The 21,822-nt window shown below is 74.5% G+C and carries 23 protein-coding genes; 13 read left to right on the forward strand and 10 right to left on the reverse strand.

Translation table 11 applies throughout. The features are described 5' to 3' along the window. The first annotated feature begins 418 nt into the window (after positions 1-418). From allB to ACFSHS_RS13765, 4 genes are all read left to right on the forward strand, one after another. Positions 419-1,741, forward strand: coding sequence for an allantoinase AllB (gene allB, locus ACFSHS_RS13750; protein WP_376876919.1), 1,323 nt, complete (start codon positions 419-421; stop codon positions 1,739-1,741). A 32-nt stretch (positions 1,742-1,773) separates the two neighbouring features. Beyond that, positions 1,774-2,895, forward strand: a complete 1,122-nt coding sequence (gene alc, locus ACFSHS_RS13755; protein ID WP_376876922.1) for an allantoicase — start codon at positions 1,774-1,776, stop codon at positions 2,893-2,895. 186 nt (positions 2,896-3,081) lie between these two features. Next, positions 3,082-3,390, forward strand: coding sequence for a DUF4333 domain-containing protein (locus ACFSHS_RS13760; protein WP_376876925.1), 309 nt, complete (start codon positions 3,082-3,084; stop codon positions 3,388-3,390). A 33-nt stretch (positions 3,391-3,423) separates the two neighbouring features. Further along, the gene (locus ACFSHS_RS13765) at positions 3,424-4,803 is read left to right on the forward strand and encodes an 8-oxoguanine deaminase (protein WP_376876928.1); all 1,380 of its coding nucleotides are present in this window, start codon (positions 3,424-3,426) and stop codon (positions 4,801-4,803) included. A gap of 58 nt (positions 4,804-4,861) precedes the next feature. Here the strand turns inward: ACFSHS_RS13765 and egtE are convergent, their stop codons facing one another. The 3 genes from egtE to ACFSHS_RS13780 form a co-directional block, all read right to left on the reverse strand. Beyond that, positions 4,862-5,986 carry an ergothioneine biosynthesis PLP-dependent enzyme EgtE gene (egtE, locus tag ACFSHS_RS13770; RefSeq protein ID WP_376876931.1) on the reverse strand — a complete coding sequence of 375 codons (1,125 nt, stop codon included), beginning with the start codon at positions 5,984-5,986 and terminating at the stop codon, positions 4,862-4,864. Between the two features lie 103 nt (positions 5,987-6,089). Next, complete coding sequence (locus ACFSHS_RS13775) at positions 6,090-6,830, reverse strand: anti-sigma factor (RefSeq protein ID WP_376876934.1); 741 nt, start codon at positions 6,828-6,830, stop codon at positions 6,090-6,092. Next, complete coding sequence (locus ACFSHS_RS13780) at positions 6,811-7,407, reverse strand: RNA polymerase sigma factor (RefSeq protein WP_376876936.1); 597 nt, start codon at positions 7,405-7,407, stop codon at positions 6,811-6,813. Before ACFSHS_RS13780 ends, ACFSHS_RS13775 begins: the two co-directional genes overlap by 20 nt. A 313-nt stretch (positions 7,408-7,720) precedes the next feature. On the opposite strand from ACFSHS_RS13780, the gene ACFSHS_RS13785 reads away from it, so the two are divergent. The 3 genes from ACFSHS_RS13785 to ACFSHS_RS13795 all read left to right on the forward strand — a co-directional run bounded on the left by ACFSHS_RS13785 (position 7,721) and on the right by ACFSHS_RS13795 (position 10,254). Continuing rightward, positions 7,721-8,191, forward strand: a complete 471-nt coding sequence (locus tag ACFSHS_RS13785) for a DUF309 domain-containing protein (protein WP_376876939.1) — start codon at positions 7,721-7,723, stop codon at positions 8,189-8,191. Positions 8,192-8,249: 58 nt separating this feature from the next. Further along, positions 8,250-8,690: an SRPBCC domain-containing protein gene (locus tag ACFSHS_RS13790; protein WP_376876942.1), complete on the forward strand. Its 441-nt coding sequence runs from the start codon at positions 8,250-8,252 to the stop codon at positions 8,688-8,690. Between the two features lie 61 nt (positions 8,691-8,751). Continuing rightward, a complete protein-coding gene (locus ACFSHS_RS13795) occupies positions 8,752-10,254 on the forward strand; it encodes an NAD-dependent malic enzyme (RefSeq protein ID WP_376876945.1) in 1,503 nt (500 codons plus the stop codon). Between the two features lie 18 nt (positions 10,255-10,272). Here ACFSHS_RS13795 and ACFSHS_RS13800 read toward each other — a convergent pair whose 3' ends face one another. Next, positions 10,273-11,496 carry a glycosyltransferase family 87 protein gene (locus ACFSHS_RS13800; RefSeq protein ID WP_376876948.1) on the reverse strand — a complete coding sequence of 408 codons (1,224 nt, stop codon included), beginning with the start codon at positions 11,494-11,496 and terminating at the stop codon, positions 10,273-10,275. Positions 11,497-11,590: 94 nt separating this feature from the next. On the opposite strand from ACFSHS_RS13800, the gene ACFSHS_RS13805 reads away from it, so the two are divergent. Next, positions 11,591-12,547, forward strand: coding sequence for an Fpg/Nei family DNA glycosylase (locus tag ACFSHS_RS13805; protein WP_376876951.1), 957 nt, complete (start codon positions 11,591-11,593; stop codon positions 12,545-12,547). A gap of 85 nt (positions 12,548-12,632) precedes the next feature. Here ACFSHS_RS13805 and ACFSHS_RS13810 read toward each other — a convergent pair whose 3' ends face one another. Beyond that, complete coding sequence (locus ACFSHS_RS13810) at positions 12,633-13,838, reverse strand: MBL fold metallo-hydrolase (protein ID WP_376876954.1); 1,206 nt, start codon at positions 13,836-13,838, stop codon at positions 12,633-12,635. A gap of 141 nt (positions 13,839-13,979) precedes the next feature. Further along, entirely contained in the window at positions 13,980-14,543 is a 564-nt protein-coding gene (locus ACFSHS_RS13815; protein ID WP_376876957.1) for a copper chaperone PCu(A)C domain-containing protein, read from the reverse strand. A gap of 96 nt (positions 14,544-14,639) precedes the next feature. Here ACFSHS_RS13815 and ACFSHS_RS13820 point away from each other — a divergent pair, with 96 nt between their 5' ends. Continuing rightward, positions 14,640-15,083 carry a MarR family winged helix-turn-helix transcriptional regulator gene (locus tag ACFSHS_RS13820; RefSeq protein ID WP_376876960.1) on the forward strand — a complete coding sequence of 148 codons (444 nt, stop codon included), beginning with the start codon at positions 14,640-14,642 and terminating at the stop codon, positions 15,081-15,083. Continuing rightward, positions 15,080-15,238: a hypothetical protein gene (locus ACFSHS_RS13825; protein WP_376876963.1), complete on the forward strand. Its 159-nt coding sequence runs from the start codon at positions 15,080-15,082 to the stop codon at positions 15,236-15,238. Before ACFSHS_RS13820 ends, ACFSHS_RS13825 begins: the two co-directional genes overlap by 4 nt. A 4-nt stretch (positions 15,239-15,242) precedes the next feature. Here ACFSHS_RS13825 and ACFSHS_RS13830 read toward each other — a convergent pair whose 3' ends face one another. Beyond that, positions 15,243-16,556, reverse strand: coding sequence for a Rieske 2Fe-2S domain-containing protein (locus ACFSHS_RS13830; RefSeq protein WP_376876966.1), 1,314 nt, complete (start codon positions 16,554-16,556; stop codon positions 15,243-15,245). Between the two features lie 172 nt (positions 16,557-16,728). Between ACFSHS_RS13830 and ACFSHS_RS13835 the strand changes: the two genes are divergently transcribed. Both ACFSHS_RS13835 and ACFSHS_RS13840 read left to right on the forward strand, forming a co-directional pair. After that, positions 16,729-17,109, forward strand: coding sequence for a DUF485 domain-containing protein (locus ACFSHS_RS13835; protein WP_376876969.1), 381 nt, complete (start codon positions 16,729-16,731; stop codon positions 17,107-17,109). After that, a complete protein-coding gene (locus ACFSHS_RS13840; RefSeq protein ID WP_376876972.1) occupies positions 17,102-18,760 on the forward strand; it encodes a solute symporter family protein in 1,659 nt (552 codons plus the stop codon). Before ACFSHS_RS13835 ends, ACFSHS_RS13840 begins: the two co-directional genes overlap by 8 nt. A 197-nt stretch (positions 18,761-18,957) precedes the next feature. Here ACFSHS_RS13840 and ACFSHS_RS13845 read toward each other — a convergent pair whose 3' ends face one another. The 3 genes from ACFSHS_RS13845 to ACFSHS_RS13855 form a co-directional block, all read right to left on the reverse strand. Then, positions 18,958-19,188, reverse strand: coding sequence for a hypothetical protein (locus tag ACFSHS_RS13845; RefSeq protein ID WP_376876975.1), 231 nt, complete (start codon positions 19,186-19,188; stop codon positions 18,958-18,960). Positions 19,189-19,291: 103 nt separating this feature from the next. Continuing rightward, positions 19,292-20,152 carry a manganese catalase gene (locus tag ACFSHS_RS13850; RefSeq protein WP_376876978.1) on the reverse strand — a complete coding sequence of 287 codons (861 nt, stop codon included), beginning with the start codon at positions 20,150-20,152 and terminating at the stop codon, positions 19,292-19,294. A 141-nt stretch (positions 20,153-20,293) separates the two neighbouring features. Beyond that, positions 20,294-21,022, reverse strand: coding sequence for an ATP-binding protein (locus tag ACFSHS_RS13855; RefSeq protein WP_376876981.1), 729 nt, complete (start codon positions 21,020-21,022; stop codon positions 20,294-20,296). On the opposite strand from ACFSHS_RS13855, the gene ACFSHS_RS13860 reads away from it, so the two are divergent. Next, complete coding sequence (locus ACFSHS_RS13860; protein ID WP_376876984.1) at positions 21,021-21,785, forward strand: response regulator; 765 nt, start codon at positions 21,021-21,023, stop codon at positions 21,783-21,785. The two genes, ACFSHS_RS13855 and ACFSHS_RS13860, sit on opposite strands and share 2 nt — an antisense overlap. The last annotated feature ends 37 nt before the right edge of the window (positions 21,786-21,822 follow it).

Genomic DNA, 21,822 nt, shown 5'->3' on the forward strand with positions numbered 1-21,822 from the left:
CCGGACAACCATTCCCGAAGGGCCCCAGCCACCAGGCTGGGGCCCTTCGCCGTTCCCACCCGAAACCTCCGCGGCGATGGCCCACGCCCGCCACAGAGCCGGTGCCACGCGGACTTCCGGCGTCGAGAGGCCGTCGTCCCCCATCAGGACGGGGCGGAAGCGCTGGAGGTGGAGCGGGAAGGGCCCTCGCCGGCGAGCGCTCCACGGCAGCCCGGGGGTAGCACTGGTTGCTGCCGAGGGGTTCCCGGGCCTATGCATCCTTCGTGCGCGGAGTGACGGAACAGCTCGCCGGGGCCGAGGACGTCGGTGCACGGTGGGATCCCGCATGGCGTGGGTGGCGGCGGATGCCCGCTGGTCGGCCGACGGTCGTGGCCCCGCCGCACGCGTCCGAGGTCGGTCCCGAAATGGGGACGGCCGGATGAACGGCAATGTGGTCGTCCGGGCCCGCCGGGTCGCCCTGCCCCAGGGCGTCGCCGCCGCCGCGGTGCACAGCAGGGACGGTCGCATCACCGCCGTCACGTCGTTCGACGACGCCCCGTCGGCCGCGGTGACCCTGGCCGACGACGAGGTGCTCCTCCCCGGACTGGTGGACACCCACGTGCACGTCAACGAGCCAGGGCGCACCGAATGGGAGGGCTTCGCCAGCGCAACCCGCGCCGCGGTCGCCGGCGGGGTCACCACGATCGTCGACATGCCCCTCAACTCCATCCCGGCGACGACCACCGTCGAGGCGCTGCACGTGAAACGGCACGCCGCGACAGGGCGGGTCGCGGCCGATGTCGCCTTCTGGGGCGGGGTGGTTCCGGGCAACCTCGATCAGCTCCGGCCGATGCACGAGGCGGGGGTGGTCGGGTTCAAGTGCTTCCTCCTCGACTCCGGCGTCCCCGAGTTCCCGCCGCTGGACGACGCCGGGCTGCACGCCGCCCTCGCCGAGCTGGCGACGGTCGACGCCCTGCTCATCGCCCACGCCGAGGACGCCGACGTGATCGCGGCGGCGCCGCCGGCGGCCGGATCGAGCTACGCGGACTTCCTGGCGTCCCGGCCGGGGGCGGCCGAGGAGTCGGCGATCAGCCGGCTGGTGGCGGCGGCAGGCGACACGGGCGCGCGGGCACACGTCGTCCACCTGGCCGATGCCGACGCTCTGCCCCTCCTGCGCGCGGCCCGGGCGGAGGGGGTGCGGATCACGGTGGAGACGTGTCCGCACTACCTGACCTTCGCGGCCGAGGACGTACCGGACGGGGCGACGGCGTTCAAGTGCTGCCCGCCGATCCGCGAGCGGAGGCACCGGGAGGCGTTGTGGGCCGCCTTGGCCAACGGCGACGTGGACCTGGTGGTCAGCGACCATTCCCCGTGCACCCCCGCCCTGAAGCGGCTCGACACCGGCGACTTCGCTGAGGCGTGGGGCGGCATCGCCTCGCTGCAGGTGGCCCTCGCCGTCGTCTGGACCGGGGCGCGGGCGCGCGGCCTGGGCCTGGACCGGGTGGTGCACTGGATGGCCGAGGCGCCGGCCCGGCTGGCCGGGCTGCCGGGCAAGGGTGCGATCGCCGTGGGGAAGGACGCGGACCTGGTTGCCTTCGCCCCGGACGAGCAATGGACGGTGGGGCGGTTGCAGCACCGCCATCCGACCACCCCGTATGCGGGGCGGTCGCTCATGGGCGTGGTCCGCCGCACCTGGCTGCGCGGTCGACCCGCCGACGGCTCGCCGCTCGGGCGGCTGCTCACCCGCGGCATGCCACAGTGAGCGCGGCCGCCGCGATCCTCCCGAGGAGCCCGATGCCCGACTTTCTCCAGCTCTGCGACCTCGCCGGCCGATCCCTCGGCGGGGCGGTGCTCGCGGCGAACGACGAGTCCTTCGCCGCCAAGGAGAACCTGATCCTGGACCAGCCGCCGATCCGGCACGACTCCTTCGGCCACCGCGGCAAGGAGTACGACGGCTGGGAGACCCGCCGGCGGCGGAGCCCGGGGCACGACTGGGCGATCGTGCGGCTGGGTGCCCCCGGCGTCGTGTCGGGTGTCGTGATCGACACGGCCTTCTTCACCGGCAACTACCCACCGCGTGCGTCGGTCGAGGGGGCCGCGGTGGAGGGGCACCCGTCGGTGGACGAGCTCGGCAAGGCGCAGTGGCAGCCGCTCCTGCCGCTGTCGGACCTGGCCGGCGACACCGCGAACGCGTTCGCGGTCGACTCGGGTCGGCGGGTCACCCACGTCCGGCTGAACATCCACCCCGACGGCGGCGTGGCCCGCCTCCGGGTGCACGGGACGGTGGTGCCCGACCCCCGCATCCTCGACGCCGGCCCGGTCGACCTCGCTGCGCTGGAGAACGGTGGGCGGGTCACCGGGGTCAGCGACGCGTTCTACGGCCGGCCGGCCCAGCTCATCTCCCGCGGCCTGCCGCGCAGCATGGGGGAGGGCTGGGAGACCAGGCGCCGCCGCGACGAGGGCAACGACTGGGTCGAGGTGACCCTCGCCTGCGAGGGCGTGGTCACCCTCGCCGAGCTGGACACCACCTGGTTCCTGGGCAACGCCCCCGGCACCGCCTCGCTCACCGGCATCGGACCGGACGGCGAGGTCAGGCTCCTCCCGCGCACCCGGCTCCAGCCCGACACCCGTCATCGCTTCGTCGTCGAGGACGCGCCCGGGATCCAGCGGGTGCGGCTGGACGTGCACCCGGACGGCGGCATGGGGCGATTGCGTCTATGGGGCCGGCCGACCCCGCGGGGGCGATCCGAGCTGGGACGTCGGTGGTTCTCCGCGCTCCCCGACGTCCAGGCGCTGGAAGTGCTGGGCTCCATCGGGGTGCCGCCGCAGGTGGCCGGCCGGCTCGTCGGGGCACGCCCGCTCGCGGCGGACCTGCCGCCGGAGGTCGCGCGCCTGCTCGACGGGCCCACGGCCTGACGGCCCTGGCCCACGGCCTGACGGCCCTGGCCCACGGCCTGACGGCCCTGGCCCACGGCCTGACGGCCCTGGCCCACGGCCTGACGGCCCTGGCCCACGGCCTGACGGCCGCGGCGGAACCGGTGGGGCTGCCGTGTCCCCGGCGCTAGGGTCGGCGCCTCCATCCCCGTCCGCGAGGAGCCGCCCGTGTCCCGCCGTCGCCGCCTGCTGGTCGCCACCCCGCTCCTGAGCCTGGGCCTCGCTGCCTGCGGTGCGGGCTCGCTGGCCGCCGACGACGTGGCGGAGGGGGCGGAGGACGCGCTGGAGGCCCAGGTCGGCGCCCGCCCGGACATCACCTGTCCCGAGGACCTCGACGCGGAGGTCGGCGCGGAGACACGGTGCACCCTCACCGTCGCGGGCGACGAGGAGGAGTACGGCGTCACGGTGACCGTCACCTCGGTGGAGGGTGACACCGCGAACTTCGACGTCCAGGTGGACGAGGAACCGGCCGGATAGCCCCCGTCACGGGGTCTGGGCAGGATCCGGGTCGTGGAGTCGCCCGTACTCGCCGACCTGCTCGTCGCCGACGCGGAGCTGGTCGCCACCGTCGACGACACCCGCCGCGAGCTCCCGGGCGGCTGGGTGGCGGTGACCGACGGGATGGTGACCGGGGTCGGCGGCCCCGCCGATCCGAGGCCGGGCGCCGTCCGGACGCTCGACGCCCGCGGCTGCCTGGTGACCCCGGGTCTGGTCAACACCCACCACCACCTGTACCAGAACCTGACCCGGGCGTTCGCCCCGGCGCTGACCGGCGGCCTGTTCGACTGGCTGGTGACGCTCTACCCGCTGTGGTCGCGGCTGGACGAGGAGGCCGCGTACGTCAGTGCCTATGTCGGGCTGGTCGAGCTGGCGATGGGGGGCTGCACCACCTCGACCGATCACCTCTACGTGCACCCCCGCGGCGCCGGCGACCTGATCTCCGCGGAGGTGGTGGCCGCCCGCGACCTCGGCATGCGGTTCCACCCGACCCGGGGATCGATGTCGCTGTCGGTGAAGGACGGCGGGCTGCCGCCGGACGCGGTCGTCCAGGACGACGACGCGATCCTCGCGGACTCGCAGCGACTGGTCTCGCTGCACCACGACCCCTCGCCCGGCGCCATGACCCGCGTCGCGCTCGCGCCGTGCTCGCCGTTCAGCGTCTCCACGTCGCTGATGACCCGCACCGCGGAGCTGGCCCGGCAGCTCGACGTCCGGCTGCACACGCATCTGTGCGAGACGAGGGACGAGGACGCCTTCTGCCTGGCCACCTTCGGCCGCCGCCCGGTGGACTACCTCACCGACGTGGGCTGGCTGTCCGACCGGACCTGGCTCGCACACGTGGTGTGGCCCTCGGCCGAGGAGGTCGGGCGACTGGGCGCCGCGGGCGTCGGAGCGGCCCACTGCCCGTCGTCCAACATGATCCTGGGCAGCGGCCTCGCCCCTGTGCAGGAGCTGCGCGGTGCCGGAGCCCCCGTGGGGCTGGGGGTGGACGGCTCGGCGTCGGCCGACTCGGGGTCCCTCTGGCTCGAGGCCCGGACGGCGATGCTGCAGGGCAAGCTGCGCAACGGGGCGGCGTCGATGACCGCCCGCGACGCCCTCGAGATGGCCACCCGCGGGGGTGCCGCCTGCCTCGGCCGGGCCGGCGAGATCGGGCAGCTGTCGGTGGGCGCGTGCGGGGACCTGGCCGTGTGGCCGCTCACCGGCCCGGCGTTCGCGGGAGCGCTGTCGGACCCGGTCGAGGCGTGGCTGCGCTGCGGACCCGTCGCGGCGCGGCACACCGTCGTGGGCGGCCGGCTCGTGGTGGAGGACGGCCTGCCCGTCCACCCCGGCCTCGACGAGCAGCTCGCCGTGCACCGCCGGCTCTCCGCCCGCGTGCAGGCGACCACCTGACGAGCTTTCCGTACCGAAAGCTGCGGTGCGACGCCCAGCTTTCGGTACAGAAAGCTGATCAGAGGGCGGTGGCGAGGGCTTCGAGGTCCTCCAGGGAGACGTCCAGGTGGGGCGACACGCGCAGCACCGGCCCGGTCATCTCGCCCGGCGCGCGTTCCGGCCCGATGGCGCTCAGCACGATGCCGTGCTCGGTGAGCAGGTGGCTGCGGACGCTGACGACGTCCACCGCGTCGGGTGGCCGGAGGGTCGTGGTGGCCGTCGGCTCGTCGGCGGGCTCGATCACCTGCCATCCCCCGACGCCGTCGAGCAGCCGGCGGGTGGTTCGGCCGATCGAGGCCAGTCGCTCCCGCACCCGGTCGGGGCCGGCGGCGATGTGCTCGCCCACCGCCACGACGAGGCCGACCCGGCCGGCGACGTGCGCCTCCCCGGACTCGAAGGCCCGCATGGGGGGCACGCCCTCGGGCTCGGGGAGCACCGGGGTCAGCTGCGCGGCCAGCGACGGCCGCACGCAGAGCACCCCGACCCCGCGGGGGCCGGCCAGCCACTTCCGGGAGGTGCCGTAGACGGCGTCGGCGCCCAGATCGACGTCGGCATGGCCCAGCGACTGGGCCGCGTCCAGCACGAGGGGCACCCCGGCGGCGCGGCACAGCGCCGCCACCTCGGCCGCCGGCTGCAGCACCCCGCGGTGGCTGGGGATGTGCGTGAGGTGCACGAAGGACGGCGGATCGCCGGCGAGCAGCCGCTGCACGCCCTCGACGTCGGCCCGGCCGAGCCCGTCGACCGGCAGCGGCTCGGGGCGCAGGCCGTGGGCGCGCAGCTGGGCGATGTTCGGCGCGTACTCGCCGGGCAGGCAGGCCACCCGCGACCCGGCGGGCAGCCGCCACCCGGTGAGCAGCGCGACGAGGGCCGCCTGCGCCGACTCCACGAAGGCGACGTCGGCCGCCGCCATGCCGGCCAGCCCGCCGATCACCGACCGGCCCTGCTGGAGGAGGTCGTCGGCGGCGGCCTCGGCAACGTACCCACCGAGCTCCGCCTCGTGCCGGGCGTGGTGCGCGGCGGCCTCCAGCGCCCGGTGGCTCTGCCGGCTCGAGGCGGCGCTGTCCAGGTGCCGGCCGGCCGGGCGCGGACGCGCCTTGCGCCAGGTGGCGCCGAGATCCTCGTGCAGCAGGCCGGTGTCGCTCACGTGTCCTCCTCGCCGGCGATCGTCGGACACGTGCCGATCGGTGCCGTGGTCGTGCATGGTCTCGCGGGCCCCGCCATGCGAGCGTGCTGGGCGAGCGCGTTCCTCAGGTCTCCAGCTCCCCGCGGGCCACCGAGACACCCGAGTGGGTGGGATCGCCGTCCAGCGGCTCCACCGAGACGTCGACCAGCGGGAACTCCCCCAGGTCCAGGTCGGCGGGCAGCTCGAAGGTCTGCCGGCCGGGGCGGACGACGCCCAGCGGCACCATGCCGACGACGTCCCGGTCGATCAGCCAGATCTCGTAGTACTCGTCGTCGAGGGGCGGTGCGTCGAGCTCGACCTCGACGACCCGCGAGCCGTCGTCGCGCACGACGATCTCCGCCCGGCCGGAGGCGTCGTTGTCGGCCAGCGGGTCGAGCGCCACCGCGGTGACCGGCTCGCCGTCGTCCCCGTTCTGCACCACCGCGACGGCACCGGCGCCCACCACCGCCCCGGCCACGAGAGCGGCCGCGACGAGCAGGAGGGGCCGCCGTCGCGACCGGAAGGGCAGCACCTCGGCCTCCCGGGCGGCGGGCGCGGGCGTCTCCGGCGCGAACGGGGCGTCGGCGGTGCGCGGCGCGGCGGTGACGCCGGTGGCCGCGGCGATCGCCTCCCACACCCGGGGTGGCGGCGGGACCGGTGCCCCGGCGGCGGCGAACTGCGGCACGGCGACGGCGTCGACGCTGCGCTGCAGCGACCGCACCTCGGCGCGGCACTGTTCGCAGCCGGCCAGGTGGGCGGAGTCGTCGGCCGGCAGCGGCTCGCGGAGCGCCGCGAGGGCGAGCTGCTCAGGCGTGCAGTGCTGCACCGTCCACCTCCAACCGGGTCCGGAGTCTCTCGAGGGTGCGCCGGATGTGGGACTTCACCGTGCCCAGCGGCAGCCCCGTGCGGGCGGCGATCTGGGCGTGGGTGAGGTCCTCGAAGAACGCCAGCTCGATGATGCCCCGTTGCGGCTGGCCCAGGAGCTCGAGCTCGTCGAGCACCAGGACACGGTCGGCGACCTGCGTGTCCACGCCCGCTGTCACCGGCCCGGACGGCCCGGCCTGGACCTCGGACATCGCGGCCTCGGTCTCGCGGCGCTGGCGGTCCCGTCGGGCCCACGTGTCGGCGATCTTGTGCCGGGCCACCCCGACCAGCCAGGCCGGCAGCGGTCCCTTGTCGGGGCGGTAACCGGCGCGGCCCGTCCACGCCGACACGAAGGTCTGCTGGGTGACGTCCTCGGCGTCCGGCCCCGGGCCGAAGGCGCGGACGGCCATGCCGTGGACCTGGCCGGCCCACCGTTCGTAGGCCCACGCCAGTGCCTGCTCGTCGCCCGCCGCGAATCGCCGGCCGACCTCGTCGTCGTCCGGCTCGGCGGCGCCGCGTCGTGCCGGCAGAGGGTCCACGTGCCGAACGCTACCCATGTCGACCGGCCGGTTGGCGAGAAGGCCGCTCATGACAGTGGCTCGGTGACGACGTCGTCCCGGTAGCCACCGAGGTCCGGCAGGAACGACCCACCGCAGGTGATCAGCATCAGGCGGGGCGGGCCCTCGCGGGCGAACGAGAGGTCGACGGGGCACCGAGGGCGCCGGAGGTGCGGAGGCGCGTGCGGATCGGACTCACGGAGGTTCCCTTCCCGGGTCGGAACTGCCGGTCGCCTCCTCTTCCGGCGGCTCTCCCCGGCTGGATGCACCTGCACGCGACCGGGAGACTGGTCCGGTGAGCACCGAGCGGGATCGCGACGCCGCAGGCCGCGCCCGCAACGCCCGCCCCCGGGACGCCCTGGGCCGGCCGCTGCCCTACGGCGCGGTGGGCGAGGAGCGGGCCCCCGAGGGCGTCGTCCGGGAACCGGACCAGGCCCTGCTCGAGGCCCAGGCACTCCTCGACGCCGGGCGCCCCTTCCACGCCCACGAGGTGCTCGAGGACGCCTGGAAGTCGGCACCGGAGCCGGAACGCCGGCTGTGGCGGGGGCTGGCCCAGCTCGCCGTCGGGCTGACCCACGCCGCCCGGGGGAACAGCCGGGGCGCGGCGACGCTGCTGGAGCGCGGGGCCGGCAACATCGCCCCGTACGCGGCCGCGCCGCCGCACGGCATCGACGTCGCGGGGCTCGCGGCCTGGGCGCGGGCGCTCGCCGCGACGGCCGCCGCGGACGGCGACCTCGACCTCGGTGCGCCCCGGCTGCGCGGCTGACGACGTCCCGGCGGCCGATGCCTGGCCGTACGCCGCCGGTCGGAGCACACTGCCGGACGTGAGGAGCTTCGAGGCCGGCACCCGGATCGACGCGAGTCCCGCCGAGGTGTGGGAGGTGCTCACCGACGTCGGGGGCTGGCGGGACTGGGACTCGGGCGTGGACCGGGTCGAGGGCCGGGTCGCGCTGGGCGAGCCGATCACCGTCTACGCGACGATGATCCGCAACCGCCCGTTCTCCGCGACGGTCACCGAGATCCGCCCCCGGGAGGTGATGCGCTGGCGCGCCGGGCTGCCCTTCGGCCTGGCCGTCATCGACCGGACCTACACGCTCGACGCCCAGGACGACGGCAGCACCGTGCTCACCGTGCGGGAGGACCACACCGGCCCGCTGGCGGGGCTCCTCGGCCGCAGCACACCGGACCTCAATCCCTCCTTCCGCCAGTTCTGCGCCGGCCTCAAGGCCAAGGCCGAGGGTCGGGTCTCGCGTCCCGCGGGCTGACGAGGATCACGTTCGTGGATGCAGCGGCGGAACCCGGACCGATGGGACGATGACGCCTGCCATGAGCACCGACACCGCGCCGTCCACCGGCGCCGACGACACCGCCCTGGGGGAGCCCGCCGCCGCGCCGCGCGGCCCGGTCACCTCGGCCTCCTACTCGATCACCGTGCGGCTCACCGCCGACGGCGACCCGGCCAGCATCGGCCGCATCGCCACCGCGGTCGGCTCGGCCGGAGGAGCCGTCACCGCGATCGACGTCGTCGACTCGCGGTCGGACGGGCTGACGGTCGACGTCACCTGCTCGGCCGCCGACGCCGCCCACTCCGAGGAGATGGTCGAGGCGCTGCGGAACGTGCCGGGCGTGACCGTGCGCAAGGTAAGCGACCGCACCTTCCTGCTGCACCTCGGCGGCAAGCTCGAGGTCGCCTCCAAGGTGCCGCTGAAGACCCGCGACGACCTGTCGATGGCCTACACCCCCGGTGTCGCCCGGGTGTGCCTGGCCCTGGCCGACCACCCCGAGGACGTCCGCCGGCTGACGATCAAGGGCAACACCGTCGCCGTCGTCACCGACGGCTCCGCGGTGCTGGGTCTGGGCGACATCGGGCCGGGCGCCGCGCTGCCGGTCATGGAAGGCAAGGCGGCGCTGTTCAAGCGGTTCGCCGACATCGACGCCTGGCCCATCTGCCTCGACACCCAGGACGTCGACGAGATCGTGCGCACCGTCGAGCTCATCGCCCCCGGTTTCGGTGGCATCAACCTCGAGGACATCGCCGCGCCGCGCTGCTTCGAGATCGAGGCCCGGCTGCGCGAGAAGCTCGACATCCCGGTCTTCCACGACGACCAGCACGGGACGGCGATCGTCGCGCTGGCCGCCCTGAAGAACGCGCTCCGCGTGGTGGACAAGCGGCTGCCCGACGTGAAGATCGTCGTGGCCGGAGGCGGTGCGGCGGGGACGGCGATCGTCCACCTGCTGCTGAAGGCCGGTGCCGGCCAGGTCCTGGTCTGGGACCGCGAGGGCATCCTGTCGCCGGACGACGAGCGGCTGACCGGCGCGAAGCTGGAGCTGGCCCGCCGCACCAACCCCGACGCCGTGCGGGGCGAGCTGCCCGACGCGCTCGAGGGCGCCGACGTCTTCATCGGGGTGAGCGCGGGCAACGTGCTGGCGGTCGAGGACCTCGCCCGGATGAACGAGCGTGCCGTGGTCTTCCCCATGGCCAACCCGACGCCGGAGGTCGACCCGGTGCGGGCCCGCCAGCACGCGGCCATCGTGGCGTCCGGCCGCTCGGACCTGCCCAACCAGATCAACAACGTGCTCGCGTTCCCCGGCGTCTTCCGCGGACTGCTCGACGCCCGGGCCACCGAGATCAGCGACGGGATGCTCCTCGCCGCGGCGGACGCGCTGGCCGCCGTCGTCCGGGACGACCAGCTGAACGCCAACTACATCATCCCGAGCGTCTTCGACCACGAGGTCACCACCGCGGTCGCCGCGGCGGTCGCCGACCGGGCGCGCCACGAGCCCGGCGCCACGGCGAAGGTCACGGGCATCGAGAGCTCTCCCGCCTGACGCCCCCGTGCCGGGGGGCTACGGGGACGAGGTCACCCGCTCGGCCCGCGCCGTGATGCGGGGGACCTCCACGTGGGTCCCTGGCGCGGGCCCGGCGCCAGCGCGCCCGGGCCGGGACCGGGAGGCGGCCACGGCGCAGGCGCCGAGCAGCAGCAGCCAGCCCCACAGCGGCAGCAGGCGCAGCAGCGTGTCGGGCAGGGTGCCCTCCAGGTCCTCCACGTACCAGGCGTCGTTCGTGGCGAACAGGTACACCCCCGCCCAGGCCGCCCAGCTGCGCACCAGGCTGTCCCGGCGGCCCACGGTGACCAGGAGCGGCAGCAGGTAGATGCCGTAGTTGGCCCACGTGAAGGACGACGCCAGGAGCGTGCCCAGCATGAGCAGCGGCACGACCTCCAGCGGGGCCAGGGGGCCCGACCGCCGGCGCCACGCCACCCAGCAGGCCAGGCCGAACGCGGCCACCCGCAGCGTCACGTCCAGCGCCGCCGGGAGGACCAGCTCGACGGTGGCGCCGTGGATCGACCGGTTGAACGGGTCGAGCTGGTCGCGATTCCCTCCGGCGAGCAGCGGGACGACGCCGGTGAAGAAGACCTCGCGGTCGGGCACGGTCAGCAGGCCGAGCCCGGTGAGCGCCGCCCCGCTGGCCGCGGCGGCGAGCAGGGCCCGTCCCCGGCGCAGGACGACGAGGGCCAGCACGACCGGCGCCAGGGTCGGCTTCACCGCGCAGACTGCACCGAGCAGGGCGCCGGCCGGGACGTCGCGGCGGGCCAGGAGCAGGGCGATGATCCCGGCCTCGGCGAGGAGGAGGACGGTGTCGACGTTGCCCTGGTGCAGCAGCCCGACGAGCGGGCGGCTGTGGGCCAGCACCAGGAGCACCCCGGGCAGGACGGGTGAGTCGGCACGGACGCCCACCAGGCGCAGCAGCAGCACCGTCGCCGCGACCGCGGCGACCAGGCCGCCGACCACGACGACGACCACCGCATCCGCGAACGACAGCAGCCCGAGCGGCGCGAGCAGCCACCCGGCCAGCGGCGGGTAGATGAACTCCAGGTGGGTGTCGTACAACGGCCCACCGGCGGCGAGGCTCGCGCCGCCGCGCCACAGGATCGCCAGGTCGGGGGCGTCGCCGGTGGCCGAGCGCACCGCCACGTGCAGCAGCGATCCCACCGCCAGCGGCCACAGCACGGCGCGGGCGGTTCGCGCCCAGGCCCCGGGGGAGAGCCGGCCGGTGGGGTCAGACCGCACGCGACCGGACCGTCAGCAGGTGCGGGGGCGGGGAGACCCGGCGGGGCCCGAGCGGCGCGGTGGGCACCGACCGAGCGTAAGGACGTCCCGCGCGATGCGCTCCCCGGAGCCCGGGCGGACCCGCGGCGCCGGGGTGGCCCCGGTGCACCCGGACGTGGGACGGCGATCGGCTCCGGGACCGTGGATCATGGTCGCCGTGCCCGAATTGCCCGAGGTGGAGGCGCTGGTGGCGTTCCTGCGCGAGAACGCCGTCGGCCGGGTGGTCACGCGGGTCGACCTGGCCGCCGTCCAGGCGATCAAGACCTTCGACCCGCCCCTGACGGCGCTCGGCGGTCTCGAGGTCACCGGCGCCACCCGGCACGGCAAGTTCCTCGACCTCGACGTCTCCGGGCTCCACCTGGTCGTGCACCTGGCCCGTGCGGGCTGGCTGCACTGGCGCAGCGGCCTGCCCACGGCCCCGCCCAAGCCGGGCAAGGGTCCGCTGGCGCTCCGCGTGCACCTGGAGGAGGGGGAGGGCTTCGACCTCACCGAGCAGGGGACCCGCAAGGGGCTGGCGGTCTACGTCGTCCGCCGCCCCGCGGACGTGCCGGGCGTCGCCCGTCTCGGTCCGGACGCGCTCGAGGTGGACCGGGAAACGTTCGCGGCCCTGATGGCCGGGCGGTCGGGCCAGCTGAAGGGCGCGCTCACCGACCAGACCCTCATCGCCGGCATCGGCAACGCGTACTCCGACGAGATCCTGCACGCCGCGCGGCTGTCCCCGTTCAAGTCCGCCGACAAGCTCAAGGACGACGAACTGATCCGTCTCCACGACGCCATGCGTCAGACGCTCACCGACGCCCTCGGCCGCCAGGTGGGGCAGAAGGCGGCGACGCTCAAGGGGGAGAAGCGGTCGGGCCTGCAGGTGCACGCCCGCACCGGCCTGCCGTGCCCGGTCTGCGGCGACACCGTCCGCGAGGTCAGCTTCGCCGACACCTCGCTGCAGTACTGCCCGACCTGCCAGACCGGTGGCAAGCCGCTGGCCGACCGCCGGATGTCCAAGCTCCTGCGCTGAGGAAAGGACCCTCCTCGCCCGGCGCGGCCCCGGTGCAGGGTCCCGCCGCGAGTTCGCGAGTGGCGGGGGCAGCGGGGGTCCTCTCTCAGCCGGGGAGCAGGGACAGCAGCCGGGTCAGCGCCCGCGCCAGGATGGCGCTGCCGGCGCCGGCGTCGTCGTGGGTCCCCGGGGCTGCCGAGCCCACCGCCGTCCACCAGTCCACGGGCTCCGGTGGGTCGAGGACGTCGATCCGCTCGCCGGGCTGCGGCACCACGACGTGGGCGTCCACCCGCTCGGCGGCGGCCAGCAGCCGCTGCACCGGCTCCGCCCAGCGGTGGAAGGCCAGGTTGAACGTGGCCCAGTGCACGGGCAGGAGCACCCGGCCCCCGAGGTCGCCGTGCGCCCGCATCGCCTCCTCGGGGTCCATGTGGATGAAGTGCCAGGCGTCGTTGTAGGCGCCGACCGGGAGCAGGGTCAGGTCGAACGGTCCCAGCCGCGCACCGATCCCGGCGAAGGCGGGCGTGTAGCCGGTGTCCCCGCCGAAGAAGACGCGGTGCCGGGGTCCGGTGATCGCCCACGAGGCCCACAGGGTCGTGTCCCGGTGGAAGAACCGGCCGGAGAAGTGGCGGGCCTCCGTGCAGGTCAGGGTCAGCTCGCCGACGGTGTGGCTGCCGTCCCAGTCCAGCTCCACGATCCGGTGCTCGGGCACCCCCCACTTGCGCAGGTGCTCACCGATGCCGAGGGGGACGACGAACGGCGCGGTCTGGGTGCGCAGCAGGGTCCGGACGGTGGGCAGGTCGAGGTGGTCGTAGTGGTCGTGCGAGACGAGGACCGCGTCGACCTGCGGCAGCTCCTCCAGCGCGATCGGCGCCGGGTGCAGCCGGGTCGGCCCGAAGACCGGTGACGGCGAGACCCGGTGCCCCCACACGGGGTCGACCAGGACCCGCTGCCCGTCGATCTCCAGCAGCGCGCTGGCGTGCCCGAACCAGGTGACCGCCAGCTCGGCCGGCGTCGTCGGCAGCACGGGACGGGTCAGGGGGATGGGGCCACCGGGCAGGCCGACGTACCGCTCCTCGTGCCACTGCCGCAGCAGCCCCTCGCGGGCGTTGGCGGGCGAGAGCGCCGGCGTGGGCATGGTGTTGTGGAACTTCCCGTCGGAGAAGTGCGCCGAGCCGGCGACGACCGGGCGCAGCCGGCGGCGATGCGCGCCGAGGGCGGTGGGCAGCCCCCACGCGGCAGCGGTGACCCAGCCCACGGGACCGGCGAGGGCGGCGGCGGTCAGGGCGGCGCGGCGGGCGAAGCGGGACGGCACGCTCCCAGCATCCCAGCCCGGTCCCGGCCACCCGGGCCCCACGGCGCGACATCACACCCGTCCGGGTCCCGGACGATCATGGCGCCGGAACCGCGGAGACCCGATCGACGGTGGTTCCGGCGCCATGATCGGGGCAGGGGGTCAGGAGCCGCCGGTCGGGTCCTCGGCCGGATCCGGGAAGTCGTACGGCGGCTCGGGGTTCTGCCCCTCCGCGGCCACCGGCGCGTCGAGCGTGACCGTCCCGGCGTCCTCGAAGACGAGCGTGACCGGGATGGTCTGCGACGACCGCAGCGACCGCTCCAGGTCGAGCAGCGTGATCGACGGCGCGCCCTCGGCCCCGACGTACACGTTGTCGTCCTGCGGTACGCGGATCACTCCCGGTCGCCCGTCGACGAGGATCTCGGCATCGGCGAAGTCCGGGCCCCGCACGTCGAGCAGGTCGTCGTCGGTCTTCCCGGTGTTGGCGATCCCCAGGAAGAGGCGGGCGTCCTCGCCCTCCTCGTACACGCCGTCGAGGGGGTACTCGAGCTGTACCTGGAGCACCGAGAGGTCCTCGGTCACCGCGGCGTCGGGGCCCACGGCCCCTCCCGGCACCTCCGCTCCTTCGTTGGCGACGGGGTTGTCCTGGCTGCAGGCCGCCACGGCGAGTGCGGAGGCCAGCGTGACCACGGCGAGACGGTGCCGGGGTACGGGGGGCGCGGGCATGCTGGTCCTTTCGTCGTCAGGAGGGGACGACGAGCGGTTACCCCACGCTGGGTGCAGGATGCCAACTGTTGCCGTACCGCAACACTCGGAGGCGGAATGCGGACACCGGAGGACGACGTCCTCCTCGGGCTGGCCCGGGTCGTCGTCGGGATCTCCACGCGCGCGGCCGACCAGCTCGGCGCGCTCTCGGTGGTCCAGCTCCGTGCCCTGACCGTGCTCCGGAGCCTGGGCGTGGTCAACCTCGGGCAGCTCGCCGAGGGCATGGGGGTGACCGTGTCGACCGCGAGCCGGCTGGTGGACCGGCTGGTGGCCGCCGGCCTCGTCGACCGGCGACCCTCACCGCGCAGCCGGCGCGAGCTGGCCCTCGCCGTGAGCGGACAGGGCGCGGCGGTCCTCGACCGCTACGACGACCTGCGACTGGTCGGACTGCGTGCGCTGCTCGACCGGTGCGCGCCCGACCGCCGCCCGGGCGTGCTGGCCGCCCTCGGGGAGCTCACCGGGACCGACGCGCCGTCCACCGACCCGGCAGGCGTGCGATGAGCGAGCCGACCGCACCCCGGTCCCCGCGACCGGAGGACGAGGGCGGGGACCCGGCCTGCTGGCTGCGCCGGGTCTGCCCCGACTGCGGGCAGCTGGCCGACGAGGACCCGCCGACGACCTGCCCCGGCTGCGGCGCCGGGCTGGACCCGGCCTGAGATCTCACGCGGCGAGCTGCCGCTGCCCCAGCGTCATGAAGTCGCACAGGGCCTGCCGCAGGGCCACCGCCCGCCCGTCGGCCGGCACGTGCACCTCGGCGCGCCGGTCGAGCGGTAGTCCGGCCAGGTCCAGCGCGGCCTGGGAGCGGATGTCCTCGGTGAGGATTCGCTGCTGCAGGGCGACCTGTCCGGCCGCCGTCGCGGGGGTCGGGAGGGGCTGGCCGGGGCCGGCCGAGAGCAGCAGCCGGACGTAGAGCCGGGAGGAGTCCAGGTCCTCGGGTTGCACCAGGTAGACGATCGTCGTCGTGGCCCCCGAGTCGAGGAACTCCTGGCGCAGCCGGACCTGGAACGGCGCCCGGTAGGTGTAGGTCGTGCGACGGCGCTGCCGCAGCGGCCGGCCGCCGAGGGCCACCTGCGGGTCCACCGGGTTGTCGCACCACTGTTCCTGCACGCTGCTGAACCCCCCGGGCTCGGCGTGGACCGGGCCGGGGGAGACCTCCGCGCTGTCGGCCGGCCCGATCGTCGAGGCGTGGACGAACGGCCCGTGGGTCGCGTCCAGGAAGGTGTCGACCATCGGCGCGGCCGGCCCGGGCGAGCGCAGCGGCGGCAGCCAGCTGCTCACGAACCGTCGGTCACCGGCCTCGGGCACCTCCAGCGGCACGTCGGCCGGCCGGCCCGGCGCCAGCCAGATGACGCCCAGGCGCTCACGGACGCCGAAGGCCGGCGGGTCCGCGGAGACCACCGCCCCGTCCCGCCGCAACATCCAGGTCCGCCCGAGCAGGCGCACCTGCAGCCATCCCCCCGGACGCAGCTCCCGCGACAGCGCCACCGGGTGCCACGCGCGCTCCAGCGACGGGTCGAGGTTGGCGAATACCGGGCCGGCCGGCTCCGTCCGCACCGGTGAGGGGGCGGGCGCGGAGACGTCGCAGGCGCGCGGTGGGGCCGGCGTCGCCGTCCGGTCGGGGGCCAGCCACACCCACCCTTGCCGTTCCTCCACCGCCCACGGCATCGCGAGGTCCGCCCGCGGGGGCGGCGTCCCGGCCGCACCGAGGGAGGGGATGTCCACGCAGCGGCCCTCGGGATCGAACCGCCATCCGTGCGCTGGGCACTGCAGCCGGCCCTCGGTGACGGTGGCGGTGCTCAGCGGCACCAGGCGGTGCGGGCACCGTGCGGGAAAGGCGCTGATCTCGCCGCCCGGGCGCAGTCGCACCACCACGTACGCCCGGTCACCGGCCACCACGGGCACGGGCGCCGTTCCCACGTCGGTGGCCCGTGCCACCGGGAACCAGCCGGTCGTGGACGCTGCCCCGGATGCCATGAGCCATTGCAGCGCGCGCCCATTTTCGCGGCGTTACGCCCGTCGAGCGATCTGGGAACAACCCTCTCCGGTTGTGCACAAGAGTACTGGTCAGTAGCCCCATACAGTGACGGCTGCCACAACCAGCTACGCGGCTCCGTCATGCCCCCCGCCACTCACCGGAGAGTGCCCCGTGGATGAACCGAACGAACGACGGCTCCTGACACCAGAGGAATACCTCGCGGCCCAGAACTCGCCGGAGTTCGTGGACCTCAAGAAGCGCTTCCGCGCCTTCGCCTTCCCCATGACGATCGCCTTCTTCGCCTGGTACCTGCTCTACGTCCTGCTCTCGACCTACGCGCCGGACTTCATGGCGACCCGGGTCTTCGGCAACGTGAACCTGGGCATCCTGCTCGGCCTGGCGCAGTTCGTCACGACGTTCGCGATCACCCACCTGTACGTCGCGCACGCCAACAAGCGCACCGACCCGATCGCCGACGAGATGCGCGAGCGCCTCGAGCACCACGACTACCGCCCGGCCGGCGGCACCACCGAGGGAGTCACCCGTGTCTAGCGCAAACCTCCAGGCCGCCGAGGCGGCCACCATCGGCGAGCCGCTCATCAACATCTCCATCTTCGGGGCGTTCGTCCTCGTCACGCTGTTCATCACGTTCCGGGCCAGCCGCACCAACAAGAGCGCGGCCGACTACTACGCCGCCGGCCGCAACATCAGCGGCACGCAGAACGGGCTGGCCATCGCGGGCGACTACCTCTCGGCCGCCTCGTTCCTGGGCATCGCCGGCGCCATCGCCGTCTACGGCTACGACGGCTTCCTGTACTCCATCGGCTTCCTGGTGGCCTGGCTGGTCGCGCTGCTGCTGGTCGCCGAGCTGATGCGCAACACGGCCCGGTACACGATGGCCGACGTCCTGGCCTTCCGGATGCGGCAACGCCCCGTCCGCATGGCGGCGGCTATCTCGACGCTCACCGTCTCGCTGTTCTACCTGCTGGCCCAGATGGCCGGTGCCGGCGGCCTGGTCACCCTGCTGCTCGGCGTCAGCGGCGAGGCGGCCCAGGCCGTCGTCGTCACCGTCGTCGGTGCGCTGATGATCTTCTACGTGCTGGTCGGCGGCATGCGCGGCACGACCTACGTGCAGATCATCAAGGCCTCGCTGCTGATCCTCGGCGCCTTCGTGATGACCGTGTGGGTGCTCGGCAAGTACGGCTTCAACCTCTCGTCCCTGCTGGGCGGGGCGGCGGAGAGCTCAGCGGCCGCGGCCACCCCGCGCGACGTGCTCTCGCCGGGCGCGCAGTACGGGGCCACCAGCACCACGAAGCTGGACTTCGTCTCCCTCGGGCTGGCCCTGGTGCTCGGGACGGCGGGCCTGCCCCACGTCCTCATGCGCTTCTACACGGTGCCCACGGCCAAGGACGCCCGCCGCTCGGTGGTCTGGGCCATCTGGCTGATCGGCATCTTCTACCTGTTCAGCCTCGTGATCGGCTACGGCGCGGGGGCGCTGGTGGGTGCGGACCGGATCCTCGGCGCTCCCGGTGCGGTCAACGCCGCGGCTCCGCTGCTCGCCTTCGAGCTGGGCGGCACGGTGCTGCTCGGCATCATCGCCGGCGTCGCGTTCGCCACGATCCTCGCCGTGGTGGCCGGTCTGACGATCACCGCGTCGGCCTCGTTCGCGCACGACGTCTACGCCTCGGTGATCAAGAAGGGGCAGGTGACCGGTGGCGGTGAGGTGCACGTCGCACGTATCACCGCGGTCGTGATCGGTGCGGTCTCGATCGGGCTGGGGATCCTCGCGCTGCAGGCCGGCATCAACATCGCCTTCCTGGTGGCGCTCGCCTTCGCGGTCGCCGCGTCGGCGAACCTGCCGACGATCCTCTACACGCTGTTCTGGAGGAACTTCACCACGCAGGGCGCGCTGTGGTCGATCTACGGCGGGCTGATCGCCTGCGTCACGCTGATCCTCTTCTCGCCGGTCGTCTCCGGTGCGCCGGTGAACCCCACGACGGGCAAGAGCCCGTCGCTGTTCCAGGACGTGGACTTCTCCTGGTTCCCGCTCAACAACCCCGGGCTGGTGTCGATCCCGCTGTCGTTCTTCCTCGGCTGGCTCGGCTCGAAGCTGTCCAAGGAGCGCCCCGACGAGCTCAAGAACGCCGAGCTCGAGGTGCGTGCCTTCACCGGGATCGGGGCGGAGAAGGCCGTCGCCCACTGAGGAACACCCCTCTCCCCCCACCCCCTCGTACCTCGGGCGGGGCCCTGAGAGGGGGCCGCCGTCGAGGCGCGCGTCCCCAGCAGGGGGCGCGCGCCTCGCGTCGTCGGTGCCGAGCTCGCGACCCTCCCCGATCGGTCGCCGTCCTCGTGCTGCAGCGTGACGACGGCGGACCCACGGCGAGGGCGCCGACCCGCGCGTCAGACGGCGGTCGCGGTCCCCGGCGCTGCGTCCGGGGCCAGGACGGCGACCGTCGCTGCCGGGGCCGGGGCAGGGACGCGGTGCCGGGCCAGCCAGCGGGCGCTGAGGCCGGCGAGGACGACGAGACCGGCGAGGGTCGGGCGTCCCGGGTTCGCGAGCGCGACGGCGATCGCGGTCGCGTAGAGGAACGAGAGGAGGGCGAGCGGAACGGGCAGGTGGGGCAGGTGCACGGCGAGACCTCCGGAGAGAGGCGTCCCGCCGGGCCGGCGGCCCGTCCAGGAGTGGCGGGCCGCCGGCACGGCGACGGCGCAGGGAGTGGGTGAGGTCAGCGCCTCACGTGAGCATGTCCTTGGCCTTCTGGATCAGCGACTGACCCTGCATCTGGGGGGTCGGGAAGAGCCGCGGGTCGCCCGGGGGCAGGATCGGCGCGTCCGCAGTGGCCTCGATCGGACGGGCGGAGAAGGTGCCCCGGCCGTCGATCGACGGCCCGGTCGCCCATCGGCCGTTCGCCGCCTCGGGGCCGTCGGAGGCGTCCAGGAAGACGTACCCGAGGTCGGTGACCTCCTCCTCCAGGGGGAAGGCCTCGGGCACCGGGATGTTCTCGAGGCCGTCGTCCTTCAGTTGCTCGATGGCCGCGAGCCACTGCTGCTGGTGGTAGTGGTCACGGGTGATCAGGAAGCGCAGCATGTCCTTGACCCCGGGGTCGTCGGTCATGTTGTAGAGCCGCGCGACCTGCAGCCGGCCCTGCATCTCCGCCGTCGCGTTGTAGAAAAAGTCGGCCATGAGGTTGCCGCTGGCCGTGACGTAGGCGCCCGTCCACGGGTTGCCCATGCTGTCCATGTAGGAGGCCCCGGCCCCGTTCTGGATCGCGTGCTGGGGGTTGTGCTGCCCGTAGCCGGCGGCCGCCTCCTTGCTGCGGTCGGCGGAGTCCGGCTTGAGCGGGATGTGGTCCAGCAGCCGGTCGATCATCGTCACGATCATCTCGACGTGGGCGAGCTCCTCCGTGCCGATGGCGAGGAGCAGGTCCTTGTACTTGCCGGGCAGGCGGGTGTTCCAGCCCTGCAGCAGGTACTGCGTGGCGACGGTCATCTCGCCCCACTGACCGCCGAGGATCTCCTGCATCTTGCGGGCGAAGTCCGGGTCGGGGCCGTCCGGCTTGGCCTCGTACTGCAGGGCGTGGGTGTGCGTGAACACGGGCTCTCCTTGCGTCGTCGCTGTTCCCGCGATCGCGGGGACGACCCTGGTCTGCCCGTGCCGGGTGGCCCACCCGTGCCGTCCCCTGGCCCGCCGGTGCCAATCAGGCCCGTCTGCAGGCATGGGGAGCAGATGGTTCCTTCAACGGTCGGGGAGCTGCACGGTCAGGGTGAACGCGACACCGTCGTCGTCCCAGACCACCCGGCCGCCCAGCTCCCGCGTCTGCCGCTGGACCGACCACAGACCCAGGCCGGTGAGGTCCACCGGCGGCCGCGTCGTCCGCAGGTGACCCACCACGCGGTGGGCCGGCACCCCGCCCTGGGTGAGGGCCAGCTCGACCCAGCCACGGCGCCGGCTCGCCCGCAGGCCGACGGGTGCCCCGCCGCCGTGCCGGTGGGCGTTCTCCAGGAGGTTGGTGAGGATCCGCTGCACCCGCGCGTCCTCGACCGGGACGTCTCCCACGTCGCCCACGAGCTGGGCCGTCAGCTGCGTCCTCGGCAGACCCGATGCGGCCATCGCCGCCTGGACGACGTCGCGCAGCACGCGCCGCCCGGCGCGGCGCAACGCCCCGCCCGTGGCGTCCGCCGTCCGGAGCATGGAGGACAGGTGCGCGGTCTGGGCGCGGGCGAGGGCCAGCAGCTCGGCGGCGTGCTCGGGCGTCCGGCCCAGGGATCCCAGGGTCGCCTCGAGGGAGGCCAGGGGACTGCGCATGTCGTGGCAGAGGGCCCGGACGAGCGCGTCGTCGGTGCTGGGCGGCTCCTCCTCGGTGGTCCGCCGGAACCGCGGGCAGTGGGCCCGCAGCACGGCGGCGAGGCCGCGCACCAGGCCGCGGCGGTATCGATTCGCCGGTGTGTCGGCGGTCAGGGTCATGGGCACCTCCACGCCGACCGGGCGCCACCGCCAGGCCGGCGAGATCACCGGGAGTCACGTGGGTCAGACCGACGACGGCACCGCTGCTGCACCGCCAGTGGACGTTGTGGTGGTCGACGACCACCCGCTCTTCAGCCGTGGGCTCGGCCTCCTGCTGCCGGGGCTCAGCGGCGGGCGGGTGCGGGTCGTCGGGACGACGGAGGACGCCTCGGCCGCGGCCGCCCTGGTTCGCAGGCACCACGCCGACGTCGCGATCGTCGACCTGCACATGCCCCCGCCCGGCGGCACACGGGCCATCGCCGCCATCCGGCGGGCCGACCCGATGGTGCGGGTCGTGGCGCTGTCGGGGCTGGCGGAGGCGGACGCCGCGGTGGAGGCCCTGCGCGCGGGGGCGGCCGCCTTCCTGCCGAAGACGGCGGATCCCGACGTCCTGGTGCGACCGCTGCTCGCCGTCCTCGACGGCTGGTCGGTCCTCCCCGAGGAGCTGCTGAGGCAGTTGCTCGCGGACGCGCAGCCGACGGGTGAGCAGGGGGTCGCCGAGCGGCTGACGGCCGACGAGCGCCGGCTGTGGCGGCTGATCGCCGACGGAGCCAGCACCGTCGAGATCGCCACCACGCTGCACGTCTCGGAGCGGACCACCAAGCGGCTGGTGGCCCACCTGCTCCGGCGGCTGGCCGTCGCCACCCGCGTCGAGGCCGCCGCGCTGGCCGGGCGGGTGGGACTGGGCCGGGAGAAGGGCAGCGGGGGACGTCCGGCCCGCTGAGCGCCCGCCATGTCATCGCAGCCCCGCTACCCGGCCG

It is taken from the genome of Blastococcus deserti, from assembly GCF_042682525.1.
Taxonomy (GTDB): Bacteria; Actinomycetota; Actinomycetes; order Mycobacteriales; family Geodermatophilaceae; genus Blastococcus_B; species Blastococcus_B deserti.